Annotated in this window: 30 protein-coding genes and 1 other RNA gene; 15 read left to right on the top strand and 16 right to left on the bottom strand. The window is 36.4% G+C overall.

Annotated features, from left to right (window positions below):
• Positions 1 to 8 precede the first annotated feature (8 nt).
• The 9 genes from ABMA72_RS10420 to ABMA72_RS10380 all read right to left on the bottom strand — a co-directional run bounded on the left by ABMA72_RS10420 (position 9) and on the right by ABMA72_RS10380 (position 7,007).
• Positions 9 to 2,255 (bottom strand): ATPase, T2SS/T4P/T4SS family, encoded by a 2,247-nt coding sequence (locus ABMA72_RS10420; protein ID WP_392861097.1) that lies wholly within the window; start codon positions 2,253 to 2,255, stop codon positions 9 to 11.
• Entirely contained in the window at positions 2,255 to 3,778 is a 1,524-nt protein-coding gene (locus tag ABMA72_RS10415; protein ID WP_392861099.1) for a hypothetical protein, read from the bottom strand. The genes ABMA72_RS10420 and ABMA72_RS10415 overlap by 1 nt, the downstream gene beginning before the upstream one ends.
• Positions 3,778 to 4,593 carry a Flp pilus assembly protein CpaB gene (gene cpaB, locus ABMA72_RS10410; protein ID WP_392861100.1) on the bottom strand — a complete coding sequence of 272 codons (816 nt, stop codon included), beginning with the start codon at positions 4,591 to 4,593 and terminating at the stop codon, positions 3,778 to 3,780. The genes ABMA72_RS10415 and cpaB overlap by 1 nt, the downstream gene beginning before the upstream one ends.
• 83 nt (positions 4,594 to 4,676) lie before the next feature.
• Positions 4,677 to 5,186 carry a hypothetical protein gene (locus ABMA72_RS10405; protein ID WP_392861102.1) on the bottom strand — a complete coding sequence of 170 codons (510 nt, stop codon included), beginning with the start codon at positions 5,184 to 5,186 and terminating at the stop codon, positions 4,677 to 4,679.
• Position 5,187: 1 nt separating this feature from the next.
• Positions 5,188 to 5,718 (bottom strand): hypothetical protein, encoded by a 531-nt coding sequence (locus ABMA72_RS10400; protein ID WP_392990133.1) that lies wholly within the window; start codon positions 5,716 to 5,718, stop codon positions 5,188 to 5,190.
• Positions 5,702 to 6,016, bottom strand: a complete 315-nt coding sequence (locus ABMA72_RS10395) for a hypothetical protein (RefSeq protein WP_392861105.1) — start codon at positions 6,014 to 6,016, stop codon at positions 5,702 to 5,704. Before ABMA72_RS10395 ends, ABMA72_RS10400 begins: the two co-directional genes overlap by 17 nt.
• Positions 5,986 to 6,492: a prepilin peptidase gene (locus ABMA72_RS10390; protein WP_392861107.1), complete on the bottom strand. Its 507-nt coding sequence runs from the start codon at positions 6,490 to 6,492 to the stop codon at positions 5,986 to 5,988. The genes ABMA72_RS10395 and ABMA72_RS10390 overlap by 31 nt, the downstream gene beginning before the upstream one ends.
• A 6-nt stretch (positions 6,493 to 6,498) precedes the next feature.
• Positions 6,499 to 6,711, bottom strand: coding sequence for a hypothetical protein (locus tag ABMA72_RS10385; protein WP_021267615.1), 213 nt, complete (start codon positions 6,709 to 6,711; stop codon positions 6,499 to 6,501).
• Positions 6,712 to 6,818: 107 nt separating this feature from the next.
• Positions 6,819 to 7,007 carry a Flp family type IVb pilin gene (locus tag ABMA72_RS10380; RefSeq protein WP_021267549.1) on the bottom strand — a complete coding sequence of 63 codons (189 nt, stop codon included), beginning with the start codon at positions 7,005 to 7,007 and terminating at the stop codon, positions 6,819 to 6,821.
• Between the two features lie 234 nt (positions 7,008 to 7,241).
• Here ABMA72_RS10380 and ssrS point away from each other — a divergent pair.
• Both ssrS and ABMA72_RS10370 read left to right on the top strand, forming a co-directional pair.
• A non-coding RNA gene (ssrS, locus tag ABMA72_RS10375) (6S RNA) lies at positions 7,242 to 7,414 on the top strand.
• 70 nt (positions 7,415 to 7,484) lie between these two features.
• Positions 7,485 to 8,015 (top strand): hypothetical protein, encoded by a 531-nt coding sequence (locus ABMA72_RS10370; protein ID WP_021267415.1) that lies wholly within the window; start codon positions 7,485 to 7,487, stop codon positions 8,013 to 8,015.
• 5 nt (positions 8,016 to 8,020) lie between these two features.
• On the opposite strand, the gene ABMA72_RS10365 is transcribed toward ABMA72_RS10370, so the two are convergent.
• The 3 genes from ABMA72_RS10365 to ABMA72_RS10355 form a co-directional block, all read right to left on the bottom strand.
• Complete coding sequence (locus tag ABMA72_RS10365) at positions 8,021 to 9,001, bottom strand: SDR family oxidoreductase (RefSeq protein WP_393057049.1); 981 nt, start codon at positions 8,999 to 9,001, stop codon at positions 8,021 to 8,023.
• Between the two features lie 92 nt (positions 9,002 to 9,093).
• Positions 9,094 to 9,927, bottom strand: coding sequence for a flagellin (locus ABMA72_RS10360; protein ID WP_021267659.1), 834 nt, complete (start codon positions 9,925 to 9,927; stop codon positions 9,094 to 9,096).
• A 258-nt stretch (positions 9,928 to 10,185) separates the two neighbouring features.
• Positions 10,186 to 11,034 carry a flagellin gene (locus tag ABMA72_RS10355; RefSeq protein WP_021267425.1) on the bottom strand — a complete coding sequence of 283 codons (849 nt, stop codon included), beginning with the start codon at positions 11,032 to 11,034 and terminating at the stop codon, positions 10,186 to 10,188.
• Between the two features lie 243 nt (positions 11,035 to 11,277).
• Between ABMA72_RS10355 and ABMA72_RS10350 the strand changes: the two genes are divergently transcribed.
• Entirely contained in the window at positions 11,278 to 12,279 is a 1,002-nt protein-coding gene (locus tag ABMA72_RS10350; RefSeq protein WP_392861111.1) for a GNAT family N-acetyltransferase, read from the top strand.
• Here the strand turns inward: ABMA72_RS10350 and ABMA72_RS10345 are convergent.
• The gene (locus tag ABMA72_RS10345; protein ID WP_392861112.1) at positions 12,276 to 13,991 is read right to left on the bottom strand and encodes an ABC1 kinase family protein; all 1,716 of its coding nucleotides are present in this window, start codon (positions 13,989 to 13,991) and stop codon (positions 12,276 to 12,278) included. The two genes, ABMA72_RS10350 and ABMA72_RS10345, sit on opposite strands and share 4 nt — an antisense overlap.
• A 90-nt stretch (positions 13,992 to 14,081) precedes the next feature.
• On the opposite strand from ABMA72_RS10345, the gene ABMA72_RS10340 reads away from it, so the two are divergent.
• Genes ABMA72_RS10340 through ABMA72_RS10315 form a run of 6 tightly spaced genes read left to right on the top strand, consistent with a single transcriptional unit; the run spans position 14,082 to position 18,753 of the window.
• Positions 14,082 to 14,573, top strand: a complete 492-nt coding sequence (locus tag ABMA72_RS10340) for a hypothetical protein (protein WP_392861114.1) — start codon at positions 14,082 to 14,084, stop codon at positions 14,571 to 14,573.
• Positions 14,573 to 14,869, top strand: a complete 297-nt coding sequence (locus ABMA72_RS10335; protein ID WP_392861115.1) for a hypothetical protein — start codon at positions 14,573 to 14,575, stop codon at positions 14,867 to 14,869. The genes ABMA72_RS10340 and ABMA72_RS10335 overlap by 1 nt, the downstream gene beginning before the upstream one ends.
• An 11-nt stretch (positions 14,870 to 14,880) precedes the next feature.
• Positions 14,881 to 15,351: a transcription elongation factor GreA gene (greA, locus tag ABMA72_RS10330; protein ID WP_392861117.1), complete on the top strand. Its 471-nt coding sequence runs from the start codon at positions 14,881 to 14,883 to the stop codon at positions 15,349 to 15,351.
• The gene (locus ABMA72_RS10325; RefSeq protein ID WP_392861118.1) at positions 15,338 to 17,416 is read left to right on the top strand and encodes an ATP-dependent DNA helicase RecG; all 2,079 of its coding nucleotides are present in this window, start codon (positions 15,338 to 15,340) and stop codon (positions 17,414 to 17,416) included. The genes greA and ABMA72_RS10325 overlap by 14 nt, the downstream gene beginning before the upstream one ends.
• Before the next feature lie 37 nt (positions 17,417 to 17,453).
• Complete coding sequence (locus ABMA72_RS10320) at positions 17,454 to 17,891, top strand: hypothetical protein (protein ID WP_392861120.1); 438 nt, start codon at positions 17,454 to 17,456, stop codon at positions 17,889 to 17,891.
• Positions 17,872 to 18,753 (top strand): alpha/beta fold hydrolase, encoded by an 882-nt coding sequence (locus ABMA72_RS10315; RefSeq protein ID WP_392861122.1) that lies wholly within the window; start codon positions 17,872 to 17,874, stop codon positions 18,751 to 18,753. The genes ABMA72_RS10320 and ABMA72_RS10315 overlap by 20 nt, the downstream gene beginning before the upstream one ends.
• Here the strand turns inward: ABMA72_RS10315 and ABMA72_RS10310 are convergent.
• Positions 18,739 to 19,968 (bottom strand): TIGR04552 family protein, encoded by a 1,230-nt coding sequence (locus ABMA72_RS10310; protein ID WP_392861123.1) that lies wholly within the window; start codon positions 19,966 to 19,968, stop codon positions 18,739 to 18,741. The genes ABMA72_RS10315 and ABMA72_RS10310 overlap by 15 nt on opposite strands.
• Before the next feature lie 43 nt (positions 19,969 to 20,011).
• Between ABMA72_RS10310 and ABMA72_RS10305 the strand changes: the two genes are divergently transcribed.
• The 5 genes from ABMA72_RS10305 to ABMA72_RS10285 all read left to right on the top strand — a co-directional run bounded on the left by ABMA72_RS10305 (position 20,012) and on the right by ABMA72_RS10285 (position 24,704).
• The gene (locus ABMA72_RS10305) at positions 20,012 to 20,530 is read left to right on the top strand and encodes a phosphatidylglycerophosphatase A (RefSeq protein ID WP_392861124.1); all 519 of its coding nucleotides are present in this window, start codon (positions 20,012 to 20,014) and stop codon (positions 20,528 to 20,530) included.
• Between the two features lie 175 nt (positions 20,531 to 20,705).
• A complete protein-coding gene (recA, locus tag ABMA72_RS10300; protein WP_393057047.1) occupies positions 20,706 to 21,824 on the top strand; it encodes a recombinase RecA in 1,119 nt (372 codons plus the stop codon).
• Positions 21,825 to 21,907: 83 nt separating this feature from the next.
• Positions 21,908 to 22,465, top strand: a complete 558-nt coding sequence (locus ABMA72_RS10295) for a regulatory protein RecX (protein ID WP_392861126.1) — start codon at positions 21,908 to 21,910, stop codon at positions 22,463 to 22,465.
• Entirely contained in the window at positions 22,443 to 24,167 is a 1,725-nt protein-coding gene (locus ABMA72_RS10290; RefSeq protein ID WP_392861128.1) for an ABC transporter substrate-binding protein, read from the top strand. Before ABMA72_RS10295 ends, ABMA72_RS10290 begins: the two co-directional genes overlap by 23 nt.
• A 138-nt stretch (positions 24,168 to 24,305) precedes the next feature.
• On the top strand, positions 24,306 to 24,704 hold the full coding sequence (locus ABMA72_RS10285) for a hypothetical protein (RefSeq protein WP_392861129.1): 399 nt from the start codon (positions 24,306 to 24,308) through the stop codon (positions 24,702 to 24,704).
• Here the strand turns inward: ABMA72_RS10285 and ABMA72_RS10280 are convergent.
• Both ABMA72_RS10280 and ABMA72_RS10275 read right to left on the bottom strand, forming a co-directional pair.
• Entirely contained in the window at positions 24,697 to 24,930 is a 234-nt protein-coding gene (locus ABMA72_RS10280; RefSeq protein WP_392861130.1) for a hypothetical protein, read from the bottom strand. The two genes, ABMA72_RS10285 and ABMA72_RS10280, sit on opposite strands and share 8 nt — an antisense overlap.
• On the bottom strand, positions 24,930 to 25,169 hold the full coding sequence (locus tag ABMA72_RS10275; protein ID WP_392861131.1) for a hypothetical protein: 240 nt from the start codon (positions 25,167 to 25,169) through the stop codon (positions 24,930 to 24,932). The genes ABMA72_RS10280 and ABMA72_RS10275 overlap by 1 nt, the downstream gene beginning before the upstream one ends.
• Before the next feature lie 177 nt (positions 25,170 to 25,346).
• Between ABMA72_RS10275 and rpoZ the strand changes: the two genes are divergently transcribed.
• A complete protein-coding gene (gene rpoZ, locus ABMA72_RS10270) occupies positions 25,347 to 25,559 on the top strand; it encodes a DNA-directed RNA polymerase subunit omega (RefSeq protein WP_021267614.1) in 213 nt (70 codons plus the stop codon).
• Positions 25,560 to 25,572 lie beyond the last annotated feature (13 nt).

Genomic DNA, 25,572 nt, shown 5'->3' with positions numbered 1-25,572 from the left:
TCTATCCTCTAAGCCTTCTTCTTTACAGGTGGTGCACCATTACTTGGCCTAGGTCTGCCTTGAGGCTGACCTGGTCGTGGCCTTTGCTGGCCTTGTTGTGGTGGCCTTTTATTTTGAGGCGGTGGTGCTGGCTTCTTTGCAGGAGCTCCCCCGCTTGCACCAGGAGCATTAGAGAATAATCCACGAGGGATATTATATCCCTGTCTCTCAAGCGTTTCGATAAACTTAGGAATGAATCCTGTCGCTTGGTGTGCTCCAATAATCTTTCCACTTTTATCAATATCTTTTTGTTGAAATAAGAAGATATCTTGAAGAGTAACAACCTCTCCTTGAATCCCCCCAATTTCCGTAATGTGTGTAATTTTACGAGAACCATCATCAAGACGAGATGCTTGAATAATCAAGTGAACAGCATTTGCAATCATCTCTCGAATTGCTTTAGGTGTAAGACCTGCTCCCGCATATTGAACAAGGGTTTCAATACGGCCAATACATTCTCTTGGATTATTCGAGTGAACCGTTGTAAGTGAACCATCGTGACCTGTTCCCATTGCCTGTAACATATCCAGCGTTTCACCACCACGACACTCACCAACAACAATACGCTCTGGACGCATTCTTAGACACTGCTTAACAAGACAACGAATATCAATTTCTCCATCACCTTCTAGTGATGGTGGACGTGTTTCAAGACGAACCACGTGTTCTTGAGGGAAACTAAGTTCGGCCGAGTCTTCACAAGTAATGATACGCTCATTGGCCTGAATAAAACTTCCAAGAATATTAACGAGAGTTGTTTTCCCGGAACCGGTACCACCAGAGACGATAATATTTTTATGTCCTTCAACTGCGATACGAAGAAAGTCCGCCATATTTTGTGTGAATGAACCAAATTGAACAAGGTGCTTATAAGTTAATCGCTCTTCTGGGAATTTACGAATGGTGATACAACATCCATCAATGGCCGAAGGTGGGATAATAGCATGCACCCTTGATCCATCGTGAAGACGGGCATCGACATAAGGAGTTTTCTCATCGATACGTCGACCAATTGGTGCAACGATTCTTTCAATAACATTTAAAACTTGTCTATCATTTGAAAAAGTTACTTTAGAAAGTTTAACCTTTCCATCTTCTTCATAGTAAATCTTGTTAGGGCCAACAACCATAATTTCAGAAATGGCCGAATCAGCAAGAAGATCTTCTAGAGGGCCTAGACCTAGGGCCTCATCGAGAATTTCCTTTACGATACTATTCATATCATCGCGGTTATTTAAAATACCTTTAGTGTCTTCTTTACCAAGAAGATCAATAACGACCTTCTTCGTTTTCTCTTTAAGAATAATCTTAGCTTTTGGATCATTGTCGTCATCTTTTGAAAGATCCATCTCTTCAACAAGGCCTTTATGAATCCTAAGCTTAAGGTCACGCCAACCATTTGCAGCTGCACCAGTTGGTCGGTCTTGTTTTGCTCCAACTTCACTAGGCTTATTCAGCTTAGCTAGTTGACTTAAGATCCCCTTTCCATTGATCGTACGAACTAACTCTGTAACACCTTTTGCAAAAGCACTATTCTTTGCAGCCAACATAACAGGTTTTTTCTGATTAATGGCCATTGCACATGTTTGCTCGTCTTTTAAGATTTGCGCTAGAACTGGACGTCCAACAGACTTCCCTGCAACATCTGCAGTAACGGGATGTCCCTTTTGTGCCTGATTAAAGACAAAATGAATCATTTCCTTAGGAAACATCATTGTAATCAGTTCTGAAACAAGACGCTTCGTTTGATTTAATGCCAGTAAATCAGGCGTGATCACAACCAAGATCATTGTAGAATGTTCAAGGGCCTTTGCTGTAAGATCGGTAATTTCAGTACCCACATCAATTACTGTAAGTGGATACATACTCTTAACGGCCTTTAAAACTTTACCTGCTCCATCAACACTCATGCCTTCCGTTGCAACAGGATCATTTGGTAAACCTATATAGTGAACCCCACTTGGGTGCATATTCACGAAAGGTTGAAACGTTCGAGGATCAATATTTCCATTGAAGTTAAATAGATCCTTTAGGTTCTTATTTGTTTTAATACCAGTTAATAAGTTTAAGTCCCCACTTGCTCTTTGATCGAAATCAAGCAGTAGTGTTTTAGATCGCTTTTCACCACTAAAGGCAAAAGCTAGGTTAGTGGCAACTTGGGACTTCCCAACACCGCCTTTACCACCAATAACTGTAATAATATGACCTTCGGCCACTATGGCCCCCTCTTTCTAAATTTTCTTTTAATATCTTCAGTCCCTGTCGAAGCACTCTCAATAATTTCAGGAGTGATGAAAACAACAAATTGCTCTTTTGACTTAGAGACATCTTTGGAACGAACGAATGAGAAGAGTGAAAAGACTTGTCCTTCCTCACTTCCATCACTTGTCGTAGTAGAAACACCATCTGGTGGATCTTTATCATATTCAGTTGCTGTTTTATTAATCGAAATACCACCAACAACCGCTGATTCACGAGACTTTACAATAATTTTGGTATCGAGATTGTTAGTTTGTTTATCTGTTCCCTGAGAAGAAGAAACACCAAGAATAATATCCAGGTTAATTTTTTCTTCCTGCAGAATTTTTGGAGTTACATCCAAGTTAAATCCTGCTTCAATAACCTTTGCTTGTTGAAATTCACCCGTACCAACAGCAACGTTTCTTTCCGAACCTTTTGAAAGCTTCGCTTTTTCACCGTCTTTAGTAATAACCATTCCCGACTGAACAATACGTGCATACCCCGCAGCCTTTGCAGAACTTAGCTTAGGGAATAATTGAGAAATCGTTCCACCAAAGTTACCGGCCGATGAAGTCGTTACCGTTCCACCATTTTCAGTTCTACCGAAAACAATCTGTCCACCAGTTGTCCCAACACTTGGGTTCCATTTGAAACCAAAAACACGGTTATAGTCTTTCGATAGCTCTACAAATTGAGCAGTAATTTTAATTAGCTTTGCTGCCTGTGGAGGCTGAGGTTTTCTATTAATTGCAAGAAAGTTTCTAATGATCTCACCCTTATCAAGTTGTTGAACCGAGTCAGTTCTTCTTGCTAAGCTTTGGATTCGATCAGGTAAGTAAGTTGCAGCAATCTTAACGGCAAGATTACTCTCTTCTTCAGAGTTGACGATCCCTTCTAGTAGGTAAGAGTTGTTAAAGAACCTAACCGTCACATCTTTTAAATTATTTCTTCTTAGACCTTCTTGCATTTCGCGAGAGATAATTAAGTAAGTTTGTGGAGAAACTTCAACGAGGTTTTTCACATCTGGGTAATCTTCTAAAACTTTTACGATTCGGCCAATGTCACCAGGAACAATAATCTTTCCTTCAACAAAAACTTTTCCACCTTTGAGGTTGATCTCTAGCCCTTCAATAGGTCCTAGTTGTTCCTTGATTTCTGCAATAAGCTTCGATTTCTCTGTTGCCGTAACTGTGACAAGGTAACGTTTTTTAATTGCCCCTAATCGATCACGAACTGTAACAGATGTAATCCCTGGAGCCTCACCTTTTAGAACAAGCTCACTAGTTCCCGCTGCAGTATTAACAGGTTGTACTTTTAGAATTCTCTGATTAGCGATTTGTACACTTCGAGAAGTGATTGTGAAATCGATTGGTAGAACCTTATCAATTCCAAGAACTACTTCAACTTTCTCTTCAGATACTCCAATACCAGAAGAGGCCTGCTGAGCGCTGGCCGTGAATGCAAATATAAATAGAGTTAAGTACGTTAAAATTCTCATTAATTCTTTTTCTTATATTTTTCGTTAAAGAAGGCCCTCGCTTCGTTCTTATCTGAATCTGAAAGAATATCGTAAAGTCTAGTTCCTTCAATCATTGCCTTCTCACCATCATTAATATTTCTTAGAGTTAAGATTGGTTTATTTGGTTGGAAGACATAAAGGTGTGCAATCTTCTGTGCTTGGAATGGGCTTAGCTCAAGTGTTACCGTCGTATAATTTGAGTAAGTGTTAAGCTTCATCTTTCTAACAACTTCTTCAGTTTTAACACCAATAAGTGGAATATTATTTGAAACACTCATCCCCGTTGAAAGGACACGAACATCTTGAAGAATCGTTACAATCTTTTCTTGATCCTTTCTCGCTCCACCTGTGTAATCAATAGGTGCAAGAACATCAACACGATCTCCAGGACGAATTAGTTTACCAACAGAGCTTCTTTCATCAACCTGGAAAGCAATCGCTCGCATTCCAACTGTTACCTCTCTTGAAAGACCAGTACTCTCTCCAGGGTAAGTTACACGAGGCTTTGTAATTTGCTCACCTTTTAGAATTGGAACTGTTGCAATTGTATTTTCAATTTCTTTAACTGTTTTAAAACTTCCAGGAGCTAGGAATTTTTGAGGAACTGTAATGATTGAAACCTTCGTTTCATCTAATAGATCGAACTCTCGGATATCTTCTTTAGCAACAAGAACAGAACTCATCGTTCCGTATTTTTTAATCAAAGCAGATTGTTGATCTTCGATATAAGTGTGGACCATAAACATGGCAACACCTGCAATAATAAGGGCCAGCGTAAAAGCTCTAGTATTCATAAAACATCCTGTTTTACTTTGTTAAGTAATCAATTAATATTTTAACAAAAAACAAGCATTTAGTTGCAATGAGGCATTTTTGGCTACTTATAGCTACAAGAAGTTACCGGCGAGAGAATAGTGGCGTCATTGGCCCTAAATAAAACATCACCTGGTTTAGTAAAGGTTTCACCACAGACTCCAAAAAGAGTGAACACCTTAATACAACTTGTATCCTCAGGATCACCCGCCTCTTCACAATTCTCTTCTTCAGCAGGGGCCCACGGCAAACTAGGAATCTTAAAAGTTGATGAGATTGGTGTACTATTAGATTGTAGTGTCTTATTCCATCCAATCATAAAGCCACCTATCTCACTAAAAGTTCCGCCTAAACTTCTAATATCGTTTGCACCGATACCATCTGAGTTCCCTTTTAAGATAAAGAATGTATAAGTTCGAGTTGCTTTATTTTGATTAATTGAAGCATTGATTGAGTTACCAACAGTGATAAGCATCACAACCATATAAAGAAGTATTGGAATAAAGATCATTGCCTCAAATAAGGCCTGACCTTCTTCATTTTTTAAAATAGTTTTTTTCTGATTAGGATTCAATCTAACATCCATTATCATAAATAGTTGAGTTCGTACTTGAACAATTTCCATTTCCTAGATCGGTCGCAACTTCAGAAAAGGCACGACAAACCTGAGCTAGGCACTCCCTTATTGTAGGCTCCTTTCCGAGAAAGGACTCTATTCTAAAATCTAAATCAATATCTCCTGTTAATACCTTCATAACTGAAAACTTAGTTTTATAATCTAAGTAGGTACCACTTAAAAACCATTGATTCGTTGATTTTGAATTAAATTTAATTTGGCAGTCAGTACCGCAATTAACCATATTATAAGAGTTGAAAACTGCTGTTGCATTTTGGCGAGCAAGAGAATCATTTTGAATCTTATTATCAGCAACGAGATAAGCTCTTGAGGCCATAAAATTTGCATATTGTAATAGATAAGTATTTGTGTAGTTTATTGCAATCTTTGCAAAGACAAAGAAGAAAGCAATAACAAAGGTAAAAGTCGATAAGAATTCAATTGTCGACTGACCTCTTTGATTTTTTATTTTCCTATGGAGCTTCATCATAAACTCCTACAGGTGAGAAGAAGTGAGATCTTCCTTCATCATTATTGTAATAAAGTGGATGAACTGGATTACCGTAAGTTTTTCCATATGTATCGACACTGCCCTTATCACCATAACGAGCAGAGTATTCCATCGAACGGGCCAATGTACCAAACATCCCCTCGCCAACCATATTTTGAAAGCCTTCACTTTTAAAAACAAGCATCGCAAAAGATGTAACAACAACAAAGAGTAGAATGTACTCAACTGTTGATTGTCCTCCTTGGCCTAAAAGAATATATGCTTTTTTATTTTCCATCCTAGAAATATCCATGAAATAAGTATAACAGGGGCAAATGCAAATTTCTTCCCAAAAATCTTTTTAATCTGAACAACATTACCTTCCTTAAAAGCCTGAATGATAAACTCAAGATTCTTAAGAATATTTGTAATGAATACAGAAAGTCCTACAATGACTGTAACAACAGAAAGTGAAATCAGGGCCTGATCCTGATGAGCAACAGGAATTAAAAGAAATAAACTTGCTAGATATTTCGAATCCCCGCCTCCCATTATCTTTAAGATGAATAACAGAAAGCCCGCGAGAAATATTCCCAGTGGATAAAGAAGTGTCTCAATTCCAATAATGTAGTTATTTGGGAAAAAGAATACGAGAACTAGAAATAAAAAAATATTTCCAATGGACCACACATTCGCAATCTTACGTGATTGGATATCGATATACGATACATACAATAATTGAATAAAGATAAAAATATAGACACTAACTGGCACTCAAACCTACCTATCTTGGTTTACATAAGGTGAATGCCAACATCCTCTCGGACATGAGCCAGTTGCAAGTTCTTGCGATAAATGGAATGCAAAGCTTTTAAAAAAGCCTGTTGTATAGACTCCTATTCCCCTTGCCATAGCAATGGAAATACCAGCGAAGAACGCTAGGATAAATATATACTCTATTAAAGCCTGACCGCTTTGAGACTGACGTGACATACTTAATATTCTACATTAAGTATGCAAAAGGTTTTGGTGAGAAAGTTTTTCCTCCGCTCTCTAGAATAGAGTGCTAAATAGTCGCATCAGACTAAAGAGCGGAAGAATTAGTTCCCTTGTAGTTCACGAAGTAGGTTGTCTGTGTTCCCAAAAACACCATCTGTCAGAGTCGTAATACCTTCAGACGCCTTTTCCTTAAACTTCATAACAAGCATCGCTGCAACAGCAACAAGTAGAATATACTCTGTTGATGTTTGACCTTCTTCGTCTTTTAGAAACGCTAGTAAGGTTTTCATTTCATACTCCTTTCAATCACCCCCAATCAGTGGGGTTGAAACTTAAATAACTACTTGAAAGTTTCGGCAATATCTGAGTAAAGCTTTAACTTTTCTTAATAATATTTTAACACTTTGCGAAACTAGCACAAAAAAAACCGCTATTTGTTCATAAATACATGTAATTACTACCGTCAAGTGCTTTTAATTATGCCTATTATTGTTGCCGTTTGCGGTTTTCGGGTATAATTTATGAGTGAGCTAGATGGGTACCAAATAAAGTTGTTTCGCCCTACAAAGCTTAGAAAGGAAGTGGTCACTGGTCACGGTGAGCAGGCCCATGAATCAGTGGGAAGCCTAAAGTGATTATCACTACATCCACCTGTCGTACGACGGGCGGAAACTTTCATCGCTCATCTAGCTCATTCACACTGCCCTTTCAATTGCGCAATCCAAAAAAATCTTTTCAAATCATCAATATCTAGTAGAATTTAAGTTATGGATATTACAAAATTTGAAAGAAACACGGAAGTATCAACAAAATGGATCGAAAACCTTGCTCTCGAAGAGATCAATATGGACGAAAGTGGTGTTGTTAGTTTTAACGACCATTTAAATCCGGCATTCCAACTTGAGGAATCTTCAATTAACTTCATGAATAAGCTCAGAGATCTTTTTGAGATTTATGTCCATAAATTTAATGAATACCGCGGTGACAATAATACGATCAAGATTTTTAAAATCGCTAATACGATTAATGACTTTATGATCTATCGCAATTCACTTCGTCTTATTTTTGCAAGAAAGTCGGATGATCTCATTTCAATTGGCTTCCTGGCCAATGGAAAAGACGTCTTCAGTGCAAGAACAAATGAATCACAAGTACACGGTGGCGGTCACCTACATGAAATTCGCGCACATATTGGGCCATTTAATCAAATTACTTGGCGCTTTGAGAATGAAGTTGTTGATTGTGATGCTCTTGTAAGACACTACTTAAGCGAATTCATCAAGCTTTCAGCTCGCTAAAAAACTTAGATATAGTTAATAGTATCTTTAGACTCATGTGCTTCTTTAGCATCAAGGCCTACACGTAGCTTTTGAACAGAATACTCTAACGACTCTTCTACTGAAGGAAGACGTAAATGGAGATAGCCTTCAGCATTAGTGATATTCATATTAAAGTTAAGTACTCCGGAGCTATTATCACTAACTTTTGCGGAACTCATAATTGGATAAGGCCACTTCCCAGAAGAAATTAGTTTTCCTGGTTCTTGAAACTTTTGACAGTAAAGTTTTCCAAAGGCATATGTGGACATAAAGTCATTGGAGCTTATTTGTAATAGGCGATTCTTAAGACCTCTTTCAACACAGATTTTAATAACCATTCCAAGATAATCAATATCAAGAAAGCCAGTCTTAATATAATCATCTAACTCTATTTCTTCTCTTGCATGCAGCTTTGCTTGAATTTTTTCAAAGAGGTTTTTTCTAACGTGAACACCTCCCCTTCCATAAAGTCTACAAACTCTAAACACTAAATAATTGAGTGAAGACTTTTGAATATAAAACTCTGCTGCGGCCTGAGTTTTTCCGTAAGTTGTTGTTGGATCCGGAATATCTAATTCAAAATTCTCAGAAGACTCACCAGAAAAAACAAAATTCGAAGAGAGATAGATAATTTGTGATTTATAGCGCTGACAAATATCTGCAACGGTGAAAAGGCCACTGGTATTAAGTGCGTCAGCTCTTCTCTCACTTAAGGCACAATCAACAATTGATGAAAGCCCTATTGCATAAATAGTAATGTCCGGCTTGAAAGTGTACATGATTAACTGAACTTCTTGTTTACTATGAATATCACAAGGAACAGTTGTGATGCCATCAATAGAGACAGGATTCTTATGGTATGTACCAACGATTTTGTAGTCTTTCTTTAAGAAGCTTGCAAGCGATGAACCCACAAAAGAAGAAATACCAAAGATTAAAATTGTCTTGGTTCTTTGTTCAGTCATGTTTCTATTATATAGGTAAGATTTGATTTTTGAGAAAAAAAAGAGGAGGCAACTATGTCCTATTCAGGACCATAGTCGCCTATATGATTAGTTTATCCGATTAGTTTTAATGCCACATTTGGCACTTGGTTTGCCTGTCCAAGAACAGAGGCTCCCGCCTGAATTAAGATGTTGTTCTTAGTCATGTCGGCAGTTTCTTTTGCCACATCAACATCTCTGATTCGCGATTTAGCTGCACTTAAGTTCTCGTCGCTAACACCCAAGTTGTTGACTGTTGATGTAAGTCTATTCTGTAACGCACCCATATTAGCGCGATAACCGTTGACTGCGACCAACGCATCGTCAAGTTTCTTAAGAACTGCTTGCGAGCCTTCTTTAGTAGCAACACTTTCTGAGGAAAGTCCCAGCGCTGTAATAGTTGCGTCAGACCCTGCTGCATCGTACGTGAGTCGATCAAGCATTGGATCATTGTTGACACCAACTTGAAATTCCAGCCTGCCTCCTGTCCCATCGAGCAGTTGCGTTCCGTTAAAGTTTGAAGACTTTGCGATCCTATCGATCTCGTCTTTAAGCTGTTGGAACTCGATGTCTGAAAATGCCCTTTCAGTATCCCCAATCGTGTCAGAGGCAGTTTGTACTGCAAGCTCTCTAAGACGAATGATGATATTTGAAACTTCATTTAATCCACCTTCTGCTACTTGGACAAGTGAGATTGCATCGTTTGCGTTTCTCTTTGCTTGCCTCATACCTCTGATCTGTGCTTTTAAGTTTTCACTAATTGCCAGTCCAGCGGCGTCATCTCCAGCTCTTGTAATACGTTCACCTGAAGATAATTTTCTTAAGTTGTCCCCAACTCTTTTATTTGTAAGTGACATTGCTCTTTGTGCTGCGATAGATGCCACGTTTGTATTAATTCTGATACCCATGATTAGTCTCCTTCAATCATCATATAAACCTCCTGTTTGATAATTGAGCTTCCAGCTCAATAAATTCGTTAATAATTAAATAATGCTTCTACGGATAAACCAATCATTCCTCTTTATATATTTTGCCAAGCAATCAAAGGTTGCAGTCTCCAATTGCCGTACATAACTTATCCAGTAGTATGCATATTATTGACTCCGTGTTCTTTACTCTAAACTTTTCTAAACAATGCTAGTGCCATCCGGCGCTGTCAGGGATTATTACCCTTGAGCAGCAGCCTGGATTAAGCTTAGTGCACTGTTTGTACTAGTGTTCGCTTGAGCAAGAACCGAAGTACCGGCAGTCATTAGAATGTTTTGTTTTGTTAAGTTTGCAGTTTCTGCTGCTACGTCAGTGTCTCTTACACGAGAGTTTGCTGCACTTAAGTTTTCAATCGACGTTGCAATATTATTTACCGTTGACTGAAGTCTGTTTTGAAGAGCACCAAAGTCCGCTCTAATACCAGATACAGAGATAATCGCCTGATCAATTGATGATAGAGAGTTCTGTGCAGAAATCTTATCAGCAACTGATGCTAAGTTAAGACCAAGAGCTGCTACGTTTACGTCAGCTGATGATGCATCAAACGTTAAACGATCTGATATAGGGTCATTACGCGTACCGATTTGAATATCAAATACTGCACCTGTACCATTTAGTAGTGGTACTCTGTTGAATTCTGTTGAGTTAGCGATACGATCAACTTCAGAAGTTAATTGTTCGAATTCTACGTTTAGGAACTTTCTTTCAGTTGCTCCAATAGTATCCGAAGCTGCTTGTACTGATAGTTCTCTAAGTCTAATTAAGATATTTGAAACTTCACCTAAAGCACCTTCAGCAATCTGAACTAGTGAAATACCGTCTTCTGCGTTTCTTTCAGCTTGTCCAAGACCTCTAATTTGAGCCTTTAGGTTTTCAGAGATTGCTAGACCTGCGGCATCGTCACCCGCTCTGTTAATTCTCTGACCTGATGATAATTTTTCTAGGGATTGTTGCATACCAAGACGTGTTCCACGTAGGTTTCTCTGTGCGTTTAGAGATGCAACGTTCGTGTTAATTCGTAGTCCCATTCTATCCTCCTTGACTGGGTACCGACAAGATTCCTTCCTGTCAGTCAGCTGAAATCCATACAGCTGTACAATTGTTACACCACCTTATCGCTCCAAATTCTTAACTCTTTAGAAAAAAATTGTATATTTCTTATACGAAACTTTTTGCCTAGTTAAGAAGTTAACCCAGTGTTTATGGGGCTTTTGAAATCTGGATTAATTTGTTCAAGATTTTAATTAGAAAAAACTGTAAAATATATGGACATGATACTTACAACTTTAGATCAATATTCTCACTTAAAAGACATACTCAATAAAGAAATTGAAAAAGCTTTTCATTATAAAGATGGCAATAGCTTTAACACTGATTTCTTCCAATTAATGAAAGAGAGCAATCATAATAACTGTCATCTTCTTCTTGATGAGAATGAGAATTTAATCGCCCATATAGGAGTAAGGCCAGTCACACTACATTATAAAGGCCAAGAATTAAAAACATTACTTCTTGGAGGTATTGTCACTAAAGAAGAGTTTCAAGGAAAAGGACACTTTAAAGAACTCTATAATCATATAAAGAGTATCTATAAAGATAACTACTCACTCGCTATTCTTTGGAGTGATAATATGAGTGTCTACAAAAAGCTTGGCTACTCTCAATTCGGTTTAACGGCCGTAATTGGTGACATTCCTTCAACTGAAGAAGAAATTAAGCGTAGAGGCTACCAGGACATATCTATCCAAGAGATTCCAAAAGACAAATTGGCCAAGAAATACAACGAGTCTTATAAAGAGACTATTTCTATTAAAAGATCTTTAACAGAATGGAATGATATTCAAAAAATCTCTTCGATGAAAATATATATGAATGAATATGATGACTATCTCTTCTTTGAGAAGGGGCAAGATTTAAAAGGAATTATTCACGAGTGTTCTTTTGCTAATAATAAAGAAGAGCTTTCTAAATTCAAAGGTCTACAGTTACTTAACCCAACCCCTTTAGACGATGATTCATTCTATATTCATCTAGCATGGGGAAAAGTTATAAATACTTCGGACTTTTCAAAATTCTTAAGTGCCATTACAAATGGTCAGGTTTCGATTTCAGAATTTCTAGCAGATTCAAATAAGATAACACTAACGATAAACAACGAGTCATATTTATTTAAAAGAGAAGAACTTCTCCCTCTTCTTTTTGGCCCAGAACAAGCAATTGAACTGCAAAGCCTAATACCTCAAATCTATATTACTGGTGCTGATAGTATTTAATTACGATGCTTAAGTGTTCCATAACCGATAGCTCCTAAAGATAATAACCACAAGATTAAAGTTATGGTTGGATAATCGAGAAGCGCACCTTGATAGAGATCCTGCTCGGAGACAAATGACTTCCCAGCAAAAAACAACACTCCGCCAAGAATATAAAAAGATAATAATCTTACACTACTTGCAAGTGAAGCAATTGGCTTCCAGATTCCTTTATGCCTAATTTTTACTGCATAATTATTCTTTGCAAACTCTTTCAAAAACCACTTAAGATGTCTTGGAACAATTCGAGACGCACTTAAAACATCTTTTGCAATCCACATTCCATCTTCAATAAAGCTATCAGTTGAGAAGCTATCTTTGATAATGTCATTGATATCTCCTTCTAAAAGGTTGAAGATATCAAAGTCAAGATCAAGAGACTGCCCCACTCCATCAAGAGTTATCAATGCTCTAAAGACAACGAACCATTCACTTGGTAAGAAAATATGATGTTCTCTAAGAGTTGTAATAATAGAACTTATAATTAGAGAAAAGTTAGTTTGTTGAACAGTTAGTCCAATCTGTGGACCAATTGCATTCTTTATATCAACAATAAGCTTATCTACATCTGGTACAGTTTCATAAACTGCAACATCTAAAAACTCATAAACTAAGTTTTCAAAATTTTGAGTTAAGATGGCATAGATAATCGCGATAAAGTTTTGGCGAGCATTCTTAGAAAGATTTCCAACAAGGCCAAAATCAATCAGAGCTATTTTTCCATTTGGAAGATAAAAGAAGTTTCCACCGTGAAGGTCTGCGTGAAAGAAACCTTCATTTAGAAAACATCGCATAAAGATTTTCACGCATTCATCGAGCTTAGAATCTAAATCAGCGATATGCTCACTAATCCTAGCGCTATCACTAAAAGGTATCCCCTCAATTAGTTCCATGACCAAGAGGTCGTGGCAAGTAAAGTCTTTATAAATTTTAGGTAAATGAAAAATTTCTGATGAGTCGTACTTTGCAATTATTTTCTTCAGTTTCTCACAATTAAGAGCTTCAACATTGAAGTTTAATTCACTTTGAAGTGAGAAAGAAAAATCTTCTAGAACTTTAGAGAAGCCCAAGAACTTAAAATCATCTGCCGCCTTCTCTGTTTGAGTTGCCAAGAAGATAAGAATTGAAAGATCAGTTTGAATGATTCGATCAATCCCAGGTCTTTTAACTTTTAAGACAACTTTTTCACCAGTTAGTAATTCAGCTCGATAGACCAATCCAATTGAAGCGGTACCAATCGGCTGCTCCTCAATACTTTTAAAGACTTCTTCAATCTTTTTCCCTAGTGATGCTTCAACATTCTTTTTGATACCTGAGAAAGGAATCGGCTTCACTTCATCTCTAAGTTTTTTCATATGCTTGATGAAGTCTTCATCAAAGATATCTTCTCTCGTACTAAGTAGCTGGCCAAATTTAACAAAGGCAGGCCCAAGCTCTTCAAAACAAAGTCTTAGGCGATATCCCATCACATCTCCCCATGAATTGTCATGAACAGAAACCTTTTGTGACTCTTCACTTTTTCTTGGGAAAACAAAGTTTGGAATTATATTAATAACATTCTGAGAAACAAACTCATCGAGGCCATTTTTAGCAAAAACAGTAGCAATCTCTCTTAAACGAGAAATATTTCTAATTGTTTTCGTTATTTTAAAACTCGTCGTTATTAGGCCCACATAATATCCTTTAGAAAATATCTATTATTTTATCACGATAGAATCAAAAGGTGCATAGCCCTATTGCCAGAAAAATGGTAAAAATAAGGAGTGAAAGAATTTTTTATTATTACATCGCTTTTATTTTCTCTAGTGACTCATGCAAATGATGAGACTTGCTCGCGCGTTGCAGTAATTAACCAACAAGAGATTCTTATTGATCCAAGCTCCTCATTAAAGGGAGAAGGCCTACGCTACCATCTTGAAAAAGATAAAGTGGCCCTAAGTTATTTAAATGATTATCAATCACTACAAGAAGATATTTGGCGTCCTGCAATAATGGGAACTGTTGGTTCGGGCCTTATTTTATCGGCCTTCCTAACAAACCCTAGCTCAAATACCAGAAGAAGCCTTATTGCATCAGGAACGGTTGTTCTTATTCTCAACTACTTATTAACGAAAACAATTCAAACAAGTAATGAAGAGTTACTTTATAAGAGTATTGATGAGTACAATAAGAGACAAGAACCTAAGATTTTTCTAAAGTCAGACGATCAAATTAATACGCCTGAAGTTTATATTGAAAAAAGCTGGAGCTTCTAATGATGGACAATAAAGAAATCACTTGCCACGCGTGTCATAAACCACTAGATCTTCAACCGGGACAGAAAATCTCATTAAAAGAAGAGTGTCCATATTGCTACGCTAGTGTTCATTGTTGTAAAATGTGTAAGTTCTACGACATTACGGCATATAACGAGTGTCGCGAATCAAGTGCTGATCGCATTGTTGAGAAAGAAAAAGCTAATTTTTGTGATTACTTCGTCCTCAAGGGCGGTGGTGATGGCGGAGATAGTAAGGGTGACCTTCTTGCCGCTGCAAACGCATTATTTAAATAAAGGAATTATTAATGGCAAATCCAATAACAAAACAAGGTTACGATACAATTCAAACTGAGCTTGATCACTTAATCAAAGTAGAAAGAGAAGAGCTTAAGGTTACAATTGCGGAAGCAAGAGAGCTGGGTGATTTAAAAGAAAATGCTGAGTATCACGCGGCCAAAGAAAAACAAGGTGTTGTTGAAGGACGTATCTCACAACTTCAAGGAATTCTTGCGAGCTGTGAAGTTATCGACCCTAGTACAATTAAATCAGACAAGATTGTTTTTGGAGCAACTGTCTCAATTTTAAATATGGAAACTGATGAATCACAAACTGTTAAGATTGTTGGTGAGTCGGAGTCAGATATGAAGAAAGGGCTTATTTCATATAATAGTCCATTAGGTAAAGCACTTATTGGTAAGGAAGAAGGCGACGAAGTTCTAGTGCGTGCACCAAAAGGTGATATTGAATATGAGGTGGAGAGCATTGAGTTTAAATAAGGATATTCTATCTACTCAAATTTCTGATCTCTACGCAAAGCCTACCAAAACACTCGAAGCGCTTAATAAAAAAAATATACATACAATTAACGATTTGCTTTGGCTTATGCCAAGGCGAATTGTTAAATTGCCAGAAATTGCTAAATTTGATTACGCAAATATTGGCGACTTCTTTCGTGGTCGCGCAACAATTGTTTCGATGCAAGCAAAGCCAAACTTTAAGTCGAGAGGAAAAGGTAGAGCTGTATTACTCAATATCGCTGTTACCGTAAAAGATGACTTAAGTGACAATTATATAACTTTAAAATGGTTTAACGCTTACCAGTCAATTCAGAAGAAACTTGAACAGCTTAAGCACCTCGAATTCCTAGGTGTTGTCTCAGTATTTAATGAATCAATGCAAATTGTTAACCCTGAAGTTTTTGAAGTTGGTAAATCTGAATCTGAAAGTGGACTGCGTATCACCTACCCGACAATCGATAGTGTGAAGTCACATCATATTCAAAAAGTCTTTGATAAATTACCAAATGGATTCTGGGATAAGATTCCAGAAATTATCCCTAGTAATATACTTGAAGACAAAGGCCTTCTATCTCGTAGTATGGCCTTTAAATATCTCCACGGCAGAGTTCCTTCTAACGAATGGAGCCAGGAGAAATTTGATCAAGCGAGACGTAGAATTATTTATGAAGAATTCATCTATGATCAACTCAAGATAAAACTACGAAAAAATAAGAGAACTGAACTATCACGCAATAGCCTCGAAATAAGTACAGAGCAAGTACAAAAGGCAAAGTCTCTTTATCCTTACGAGCTTACTACTGATCAAGACAAGGCCCTCAACGATATTGTCTCAGACTTTGAAGGGACAACACCTTCAATGCGACTAATTCAAGGAGACGTAGGTTGTGGGAAAACGACTGTTGCCGTTGCCTCTGCTTACTTAATCCTAAAGACAGGTGGGCAAGTCGCTCTTATGTGCCCTACTGAAACTTTAGCACTTCAACACTACCGAGAAATAGAAGAAATTCTTGGCAGTGAATTTAATGTTGAACTTCTTGTTGGGAGTACTAAGGGCAGTGAAAAGAAAAAAATAAATGAATCTTTAGAAAATGGTAATTGTAATATCGTAATAGGAACTCACTCTCTTTTTCAAGACAGTGTAAAATTCAAGAATCTTGAACTAGCTATTATCGACGAGCAACATAAATTTGGTGTCGAGCAAAGAATAAAACTAATGAAGAAAGGTGAAAATCCTCATTGCTTAATTATGTCTGCAACACCTATTCCACGCTCTCTTAGCCTAACCAAATATGGCGACCTTGATATCTCCATCATTAAAACAATGCCAGGAGGAAGAAAAGGTCAGAAAACTCGTATTGTAACAAATACAAATTTAAATAACTACTTAAGCTTTGTGAAAACAAGACTTGAGATGAAAGAGCAAGCCTACGTTGTCGTCCCGGCAATTGAAGAGTCTGAAAATGATGATATCAGAAACCTTGAACATACTTATGAGCTTTACAAAAAATACTTCCCTGAGTTTAGGATTGCCTATCTACATGGAAGAATGTCACCAGATGAAAAGCAAGCAGCAATTACAGAGTTTAAGGAACATAAGACAGATATTCTAATTGCGACCTCAGTTATTGAAGTTGGTATTAATATTATTAACTCAACTATTATGGCCATCCTAAGCCCTGAAAGATTTGGACTTAGTAGTCTTCATCAGATGAGAGGACGTGTTGGACGAGGAAATAAGCCAGGCTTCTGCTTTCTTGTCACAGACAGAGAAATCACACCTGACAGCATGCAAAGGCTACAAGTTATCGAAAAATACACCGATGGATTTAAAATTGCTGAAGAAGATTTAAAGATTCGAGGAGAGGGAGATCTCTTTGGTCAAGAGCAATCAGGAGTCGTCACTCAGAAAAGATTGGCCAATATCGTCCTCAATCAAGACATCCTATACGAAGCAATTGAGGATATTAAGAAGTACCCTAATGACTTTGATTCCATCATCAATTTTATGAACCATGATGAAAAAGTTTTCACTACGATTTAACTTAGCAAAAAACTCAGATCGAGTATAAAATAGAACTATGATTCACTTAAAAGTATTAAAAACAAATGACCTTTTATCTCTAGGAGAATATCGCTTTGATCTTCCTAGGGTTTATATTGGAAGTTCTATTCACAATAACTTGATCATTGAAGATAAAAGCATTGATAAAGAAATTGGAGTTCTGAAGTCTATCAGTCATTACTTAGTCTTTGAAACGAATAACTCTTATAAAGTAAACTCTAAGGCGGTTGAAGGTATCGTTAGATTAGAAAAGGGTGATATCCTTGAGTGCCAAGGAGTACAGATACAAATACTTGAATTTCTTAAAAGTGAAGAAAGTGACTTTCAAGACTATTACAAATACCTTGAAAAATTAAAAGTAGAAGATCCTGCAAAGTACGAGTTTATTCAATCTCTCGAAGAACATTATATTACTCTAACTGGAAAATACGACGATGACTTCTTGGAGAAATAAAGCAAAGTATCATCAAGTGGATGAAACAACTAAAATTCAATATTGGACGAATATTGAAAATTTAGAGCAAGAACATAATCGTGTCATAGTATTCAATTACGGACTAGTTTGTAATATAAGGCATTTTGTCTATCAGATTGATCACTATGAAAAACTTGGATATAAAATCCTACTACATGATTACCGCGGACACTATCAATCAGAAACCACTCAAGGTGTTGAGTCTATCACATTTAAGAATATTGTTAGTGATCTCAATTCGTTAATCAGATCTCTTAATATCAAAACATCAATACATATCGGACACTCGATGGGAGTAAATGTCACACTTGATTATGCTCATAAATTTCCAGAAGAGGTACAAAAAATTGTTTTGATTTCAGGAACAATCTTTCCTCCACAAGATGTTATGTTTGATTCAAATATTATTGATATGACAGAGCCTTATATCAAAGAGTTAAAAAGCAAGTGGAAGTCTCAATTTCAATTCATCTGGAAAAACGTTTACCGTAATCCTCTTGCCAGTGCACTGGTTTGGAATGGCGGCTTCAACATTAAGAAAACAAATATTGAATTTGTAGAGTACTATATGAAGAAGCTTGGAGAACTATCTCCAGATATCTTTTTTCAGCTACTCGATCAAATGAGAGATCAAAGAATCATTAAGGAGCTTGAGGAAATTAAAACTCCGACACTAATCATTGGTGGTGACAAAGATAAAGTCATTCCAAATTACTTACAACAAATCCTTCATGACAGTTTAAAGAATTCAGAGCTCTATATCATTAAAAACGGAAGCCATGTTCCGCAAGTTGATTTCCCAGATTTTATCAATGAAAGAATTGATTTATTCTTGAACTAAACCTTTATGGATTAATAGCTTTTTGAAAACACGATTCATTGCATAGATGCGTTGCGCTTTCTTATATTCACTATGTGATGCTTCACCTTCTGAATTAATTCGATAAGAAGTTTCATCAACAACTTGAACTTCAAAAGGGTAAAAGAATCTGATATCTCTTGCTAGTGAAGAAAAGTCTAAACCAAGTAATTCCTTAGCAACTGCTGAATCCTCTTCTTTAGCAAGTTTTCTTAATTTGAAGAACTCTGCTAAGAAAGGGTTCTTATACTTAATTAGCTGACGACAAGTAAATTGAACTGAACGGTACTTTGCAGAAGAATGTAAATTATTTTCATTCTTTAAATTATCAAAGCTACATTCATCAATTTCTCGATTCACTGCTGAAACAAATCTCTCCTCAGAAAGATTATTCCTTAACGCCATTTTAACCAGGCTTGAATACTTTGTTCTAAAATGATTGATATCAAAAATTGTATTCAAAGATCTTGAAGGCTTAATATTATGAGGAGTTACAACATAATTACGAATTAAAAATTGAAGAACTTTTAAAATATCTAACTTATTTTTTGTAACTAAACGAACACCTACTCTATCAAAAAGTTCTTCAGCAACGTTTTCGGCCTTATGAAGTAACTTAATAATAACACTATCACGGGACTTCTTTGATTTCGTTTCAAAATCAACGAGAGGAATTGAAATATCTCCCGATTTCAAGAAAAGATTATTCTCTTGATCACGGTGAAGATAGCGATAGAATTTATCAAAGATTTGAGTTTGAATTTGATTAAAGTAATTGGAACGAAGATCTTTATCAGCATGCAAGATAGTGTGCATTACTTTTAAAACAATTTCCGCCCAAAGTTGTTCCTCAACTGTATGATCTGAATTCCCAGTGGCCATAAGAAATAAACCACTAATGTCTGTAACAGTATAAAGAGAGTTAGGAATCTCTAGATCAAGTCCATCTGGAGTTCCATCTTTTAAGAAATAACGTTTAATGAATTGGACAGCTTCTTGAAAGTTACCAAATAACTCTGCTCTTGAAACAGGATCTTCTGTATCTAGGCCATAACCTTTTAAGAATTTATTTACTTCTGTGATGTCATCCAGCTTGGCAACAAAGAAGTTTGAGTCGAGTGCAGATTTACCACCTACAACAACATCAAATACATCCCAGTCGAAAATATAATTTTTTAAATAATCAGGTCGATTCATAAAGTTACTTTGTTCTATCGTTGAGTAATGCTACCATAAGCCCATGAAGACAGAAAATCAGCTAAAAAATACAAAAAAACTGACATTAAAGTCACTAACTGACTTAAGAATTCTTTTTCTTACATTTTTTGGTGCAGGACTTGCGCCAAAAGCACCAGGAACAGTTGGAAGTTTAGTAACAATTATCCTTCTCTATTTTGTTGGTAAGCTGAACGCACCTTTTTTCTTCTTCATCCCCTTTCTTCTAATCCTAACAATTGGTGCAGTTTTCATAACTGGTGTTATTGAAAAAGAATACGATTGTGTCGACCCATCATGGATTGTTATTGATGAAGTTATTGGGATTTGGATTGCGTCATTCTTCATACTTGATCACAGTTACGTAAGTTACGTAGCGATTTTTGCCCTCTTTCGCCTCTTCGACATTTGGAAAATAGGACCAGTGAAATACTTCGACAACCGTAAAGACGCACTAGGAACTACGTTTGACGATATTGCAGCGGGTCTTATGGCCGGTATCTGCTACATCCTTACTTTTAAATTGTTAGAATTTATCTCTTGACTTACGCAAAACTTACGCTAAAAATATTTATAAGCAAAAAGTAAAAAATTAGAAAGTCATCTAGTTAGATCTTTTAATTAACTGTACTTACACAGAAGTTAAAAATCCTCTTTTTTGCATTAGCTGATAACAGATAAATTTGGTAGAACAAAGTAAATAGAAAAACGGAGAGCTTATGGCCACAACATCAACTGAAAAGAACAACAAGCAAAAAGCATTAGACCTAGCACTTTCAACAATTGAAAAACAATTTGGTAAAGGTGCAATTATGAAGCTGGACACTGAAAATGGTCCAGAAAAAATTCCAGCGATTCCAACAAGCTGTTTAGGTCTAGATTTAGCACTTGGTGTAGGTGGTGTTCCTAAAGGTCGTATTATCGAAATCTATGGTCCAGAATCATCAGGTAAGACAACACTAACTCTTCACATTGCTGCAGAAGCGCAGAAACAAGGTGGTACAGTAGCATTTATTGATGCTGAGCACGCTCTTGATACTGTATATGCGCAAAAGCTTGGTGTTGATATTCCAAATACTCTTATTTCTCAACCAGACAGTGGTGAGCAAGCTCTAGAAATTACAGATATGCTTGTACGCTCTGGTGCAGTTGATCTTCTAATTGTTGACTCTGTTGCAGCACTTACTCCAAGAGCTGAACTTGAAGGTGACATGGGTGATTCACACATGGGTCTTCAAGCAAGACTAATGTCACAAGCACTTAGAAAGCTAACTGGTTCTATTAACCGTTCAAATACAACTGTAATTTTCATTAACCAACTTCGTATGAAAATCGGTGTTATGTTCGGTAACCCTGAAACAACGACTGGTGGTAACGCTCTTAAGTTCTACTCTTCAGTAAGACTTGATATCAGAAGAACTGGTGCTATTAAGAACGGTGACGAAGTAATTGGTAACAGAACGAAAGTAAAAGTTGTTAAAAACAAAGTAGCTCCTCCATTCAAAGTTGTTGAGTTCGATATTATGTACGGACAAGGTATTTCACAGACAGGTGACCTATTAGATCTTGCTGTAGCAAATAATATCGTTGGAAAAGCTGGTGCATGGTTCTCATATAATGAAGCTAAGATCGGTCAAGGACGTGAGAACTCAAAACAATATCTAGCAGATAACCCAGAAGTTGCTCTAGAGATTAAAAATAAAATTCTTGCCCTACACGGACTAATTGAAGATAACACTGTTGTAGATCAAGCAACTGGTGAAATTATCGAAGATGAGCCAGTAGTTGAAGAAAAGAAGACTAAGAGCAAGTCTAAGTCTAAAAAAGTAGTTCAATAAACAAATATAGCCCCTTAGGTTTCTATCCTATCGAATGATAGATATTAATATTAAGGGGCGCCCTTTAAAATGACTCTCTCAAAATGACCCTCAAAGAAACTATCGATAAACTTCCGCTTGGAGAATCTGAAACAAAATCAGAGGACATACGTTCATTCAAACGAGCTTATCAATACTGCATCTGGCTTCTTTCAAAGAGAGATTACTCAAGATATAAACTATCTCAAAAACTCTACGAAAAAAAATACACTCCATTCATTGATCAACTACTCGACTTCTTAGAAGAGGCCAAGTATCTACAAGAAGAACAATATATTCGTACTCGAATTAAAACCTTCATGTACAAGGGTTTAAGTAAGAGAAATATTCTGAATAAATTACGTGCAGAAAGAGTTGAACCAAGCACAGAGCTTATCGACGAGCTGTTTGATGAGTATAGATATACTGAAAATGGTCAATTACGCGAGTTAATTAACAAGAAATTGCGCTCTAAGGGTGTTTCGGCCCTCGAGGATTTTAATTTTAAGCAAAAGTTGATACGCTTTCTTTTGTCAAAAGGACATTCATACGACAAAATTAATACTGAACTAAAAAATGTCCAAAATGATGAGGAAAGTAATGCACAAAACTACCCTTTTTAATTTCATTCTTTTTATCTTATTACTACCTCTAGTATCGTGTAGAGTTGATAGAGATGATAAGAATACACTTCGATTTCCTTTAACAGAATCGATTTCTACAATTGACCCAGTAAATGCATATGACTCGGTATCGATGTCTGTAATTTATCAAGGGTATGAACAATTATTTGAATATCACTATCTAAGAAAACCATTAAAACTTGTTCCTCTTTTAGCAGAAGAAATGCCACAAGTTTCAGATGATGGACTTACATATACAATTAAAGTTAAAGAGGGAGTTCAATACCACGATCACCCAGCTTTCAACGGACAACCACGTTATGTAGAGGCCCAAGATTTTATTAACCAAATCAAACGTCTAGCTTTTACACCGTATCGTAGTAATGGTTGGTGGCTATTTGATGGAAGAGTTGTTGGTTTAAATAAGTTTAGAAAAGAAGTTGGAAGTGATTTTGAGAAGCTTTTATCAACTAATGTTGATGGACTTAAAGCTCTTGATAAGAGAACACTTCAGATTAGACTTATTGCTCCCTACCCTCAAATGCTAAATGCTCTTGCAATGAGCTTTACTTCACCAATGCCAGCTGAAGTTATGAAGAAAGAAACTTTTCTTGATGAGTTAATAGGGACAGGGCCATATAAATTAGATAAGTGGTTTCGTGGTTCAAAACTTTTCATGAGCCGATTTAATAACTATCACAAGTCTTTCTACCCAGGAAAAGGTGATCGCTTTGCCCATAGTAAGAACCTTTTAACGGATGCTGGTAAACGCGTTCCTTTTATCGATAAGATTGAATTTCATATTATTAAAGAAGCTCAAACAAGATGGCTGCAATTTATGTCTGGTAAACTCGACTTCCTTAGAGTTCCAAAAGATAACTATCATTCACTTGTTTCACCTAGCGGAGAGCTTACAGAGGAATTTCGCGACAAGAAGATCACTCTTGATATCTTTTCAAGTTTCACTTATTGGTGGTTCTCATTCAATATGAAAGACCCAATTGTAGGAACAAATAAGAATTTAAGATTAGCAATTGCACACGCTGTAAATGTTGAAAAATATATTAAGACATTTACAAATAATATTGGGTTAAAGGCAAACTCAATCTATCCTCCAGGAATCCCGGGTTATGACCCATCAAGAAAGCTTCCGTATTCATATAATATTGAAAAGGCAAAAGAGTATCTAAGAAAAGCCGGATATCCAGATGGAAAAGGGCTTCCAACTCTTGTCTACGATACGAGAGCATCATCGACGACACAAAGACAACGTGCAGAACTTCTTAAGCAAGATCTTGAAGCAATTGGTATTAAAATGAAAATTCAACTTAATACATTCCCTGCATTCTTAAAGAAATCAAAAGAAGGAAAACTTCAAATTTGGTTAGATGGTTGGACTCTTGATTATCCAGATAGTGAAAACGTTCTTCAGTTATTAACAACTAAGAACCAAGCTCCTGGCCCTAATGTTTCAAACTACTCAAATGCTGATTTTGATAAGAAATTTGAAAGTATTAAAGTAATGAATGATAGTGATGAAAAATATCTTCTGATGTCTCAAGTTGAAGATATTGTTTTAGAAGACCTTCCATGGGTACTTCTTTACTATTCACGTGACTATATCGTTTATCATAACCGACTAAAAAACTTCAGATATAACGACCTTGTTGTTAATAAAGTTAAATACTTAAGATTAAAATAGTAAATAAGCACCATATTTCGGGGGAATATATTTCCCCCGAATTTCGACAATACTGCCCCTATCATTTTTTTCCCCATATTTCCGAATAGTAGATCAGTACGCTTGTAAAGCCTACTACTGCAACAAAGGAAGTAATGAATGAAGACTCTTGCACATTTCATACTCGTCATCATAGGGATACTATTTCAAGCTCAAGTCATGGCAAATGACTATATGATCTATTCTGTAGAACATGAACTGCCAATGACCAATGACGTTCAAGAAATTCAAAAAAACTACTACGTAAACTTAGGTGAAAAACAAGGTATTAAGAATGGTACCTTACTTGATGTGTATCGTGTTGTGATTTTAAACGATCCATATGATCGTGAGAAACGCTACCGTCACAAGATGAAAGTTGGACAACTTGAAGTTATTCATCATGACTCTGATACCTCAATTGCAGTAACAAAGAATTTTAACGATAAAGAAAGGCATCCTATTTTAGAGATACCTGCATTTATGGTTGGAGACCAGGTTAACGTAAGTCTCAATTAGAGCGTTCATGGAGCAGAAACCTTCTTTGCTTAAGAAGTTCTATCTGCTCTTTAATGGCCTTCGTGGCCTTCCTTTGTCTTCTTATCAGCTCTTCATCTCCACCTTGTTGTTCTAAAAGCTTCAACACCTTTGCGGCCATTCCATCTGCAATAGCTAGCTTATTAGACATTTCATGAAGAAACTTTCTTTCTTCTAAGGCAAGTTCAACAATTGTAGAGTCATCCATTAGTCACCAAAATATTTATAACTTAACACTTCACCAAAAAGTGTTTGTGATTCAATTCTTATTACATCAATCTTAAAAATATAGTAACCAATTGCCAAATCACATGGGCCATTTTTAAATATTAAATCAATTTTTCTTAATATATTTCCAGCGCAAATACCGTGGAATTTTTGTTGATAATGTTTAACCGATTCTAATACTGATTGATGTTCGATAAATATAAATAATTGTTGCTTCATAGGATATTATTATGCAAGTAAAGTACTCAACAAATAGAGCTAAGTGACTTAAATTACATAACTAAAGTATAAGTACTTCTAAATATTTTAAATATTTAGGCCCTATCTCTAGACAAAAACAGCGCTTTGTCCTATAAAAATAACTTAAGTCACATTTAATTTTTCGGAGTGCACAAAATGGCAAGAATTACGATTGAAGACTGTCTAGAAAAAGTTGAAAACCGCTATGAGTTAGTACACCTAGCTGCTAAACGCGTAAAGCAATTAAGAGATGGTGCAGACCAACTTGTTAAGAGTAAAAATAAAGATGTTGTTACAGCACTTAGAGAGATCGCAGCTGGTAAAGTTAAGCACGCTCCAGTAAGTGAGTACGATTCAGACGAATTCTAAGTCGAATTTAATT

This window comes from Halobacteriovorax sp. CON-3, assembly GCF_043196995.1.
Taxonomy (GTDB): Bacteria; Bdellovibrionota; Bacteriovoracia; order Bacteriovoracales; family Bacteriovoracaceae; genus Halobacteriovorax_A.
Note: the sequence above shows the minus strand (reverse complement) of the source record. Positions and strands in the feature narration are given on the sequence as shown.